The 1,399-nt window shown below is 43.9% G+C and carries 2 protein-coding genes; both read left to right on the top strand.

Annotated features, from left to right (window positions below; genetic code table 11):
• Nucleotides 1-404 (top strand): hypothetical protein (locus tag ABYW01_RS21270; protein WP_372836601.1); only part of this gene is annotated, 404 nt, incomplete at its 5' end.
• 321 nt (nucleotides 405-725) lie between these two features.
• The gene (gene cysC / locus ABYW01_RS21275) at nucleotides 726-1,331 is read left to right on the top strand and encodes an adenylyl-sulfate kinase (RefSeq protein WP_372836602.1); all 606 of its coding nucleotides are present in this window, start codon (nucleotides 726-728) and stop codon (nucleotides 1,329-1,331) included.
• The last annotated feature ends 68 nt before the right edge of the window (nucleotides 1,332-1,399 follow it).

The following is a 1,399-nucleotide window of genomic DNA, read 5'->3' on the forward strand; positions in this document are numbered from 1 at the left end:
GTTTGTTGATGTTGCGTACTGTGGCAATGTCTTACGGAAAGACGGCTTTACCGCTTTTTGCAAAGTCTCTTGGTGTTATCCTCTGGTCCTACCCACAAAAAAATCACTCCATTTCCGCTTGGTTCATTGTTGCTTTAGAATCGCCATGGTTTGGCTGTCAGTGTAAAGTAATGTTCCCCTCAGGATCTCCTGCGAATAAATCACGAAAAAACTCTGATTTTGAGGATAATTGGTATTCGGGGACAGCCTTATTGGGTGGCAAATTGGTGTTTTTATTCGAAGTGCTTTGCTGCACAATGATGTGCTTACATCTAGTAAGAATTTCAATGCAACTAGTATTCAGGTGTGTGGGTAGTGTAGCTTGTGCGCCTTTTATGTATTGCGCAAGTTATTATCTAACATAAGGCAGCGCTATGCACTATCAAAACAGTTAGGGGGAATTCTAAAATTGAGGCCGAGGCTTCGATGTGATTTAGATTGGATTAATCGGTGTTTAAGAATTCAGTCGACATATTACGGTTCCGATTAGTAAATGTTATTGGAAGAGAGTCTTTGAGGTTTGATGTGTGACGGTTTTGGGTTAAGGTTTTGTTTTGAATATAACTACTTTCGTCATCATTGGGTGTGAATGTGATATTGGGTTGGTTGGATTTTTTCGTAGCGACTTTTCTGACGATAATCAGCTTTGTTAGATAAGGACGTATTGGTACTTGCGAGGTGGTAAAATGAAGGATGAAAACGTTGTGTGGCATCAGCATGAACTGAGCAAATTCGTACGTGCTAAACAGAAGAAGCAGAAACCATGCATCCTTTGGTTTACCGGATTAAGCGGTTCTGGAAAATCTACCATCGCTGGCGCGCTGGAGCAGCGACTCTATGATTTGGGCCATCACACTTATCTGCTTGATGGTGACAATGTACGCCATGGTTTAAATAAAGACCTGGGCTTTAGCGATGCTGATCGGGTAGAGAATATCCGACGGATTGGTGAGGTGTCCAAGCTGTTTTGTGATGCCGGGCTTCTGGTGATGTCTGCGTTTATTTCCCCTTTTCGGGAAGATCGTCAGATGGTGCGTGAGCTTGTAGAAGGGTCTGAGTTTGTCGAAGTGTTTATGGATACGCCGTTAGAAGAGTGTGAGCGTCGTGATCCTAAAGGTCTGTACAAGAAAGCACGCAGCGGTGAGATTCGTAACTTTACGGGTATCGATTCTACCTATGAGCGCCCGGAGTCGCCGGAGATTGTCCTTAATACCGCGTTGCAGAGCGTTGATGAAGCCGTGAACAAGATCATCGACTATCTGGAAACCCATCAGATCATTGCTGAGGGTTAACAGATGTCTCATAGCTCTGAACTTATAGCGACCGATATCGATGCGTACCTGAAGCAGCATGAGAACAA

This window comes from Pontibacterium sp., assembly GCF_041587635.1.
Taxonomy (GTDB): Bacteria; Pseudomonadota; Gammaproteobacteria; order Pseudomonadales; family Balneatricaceae; genus Pontibacterium.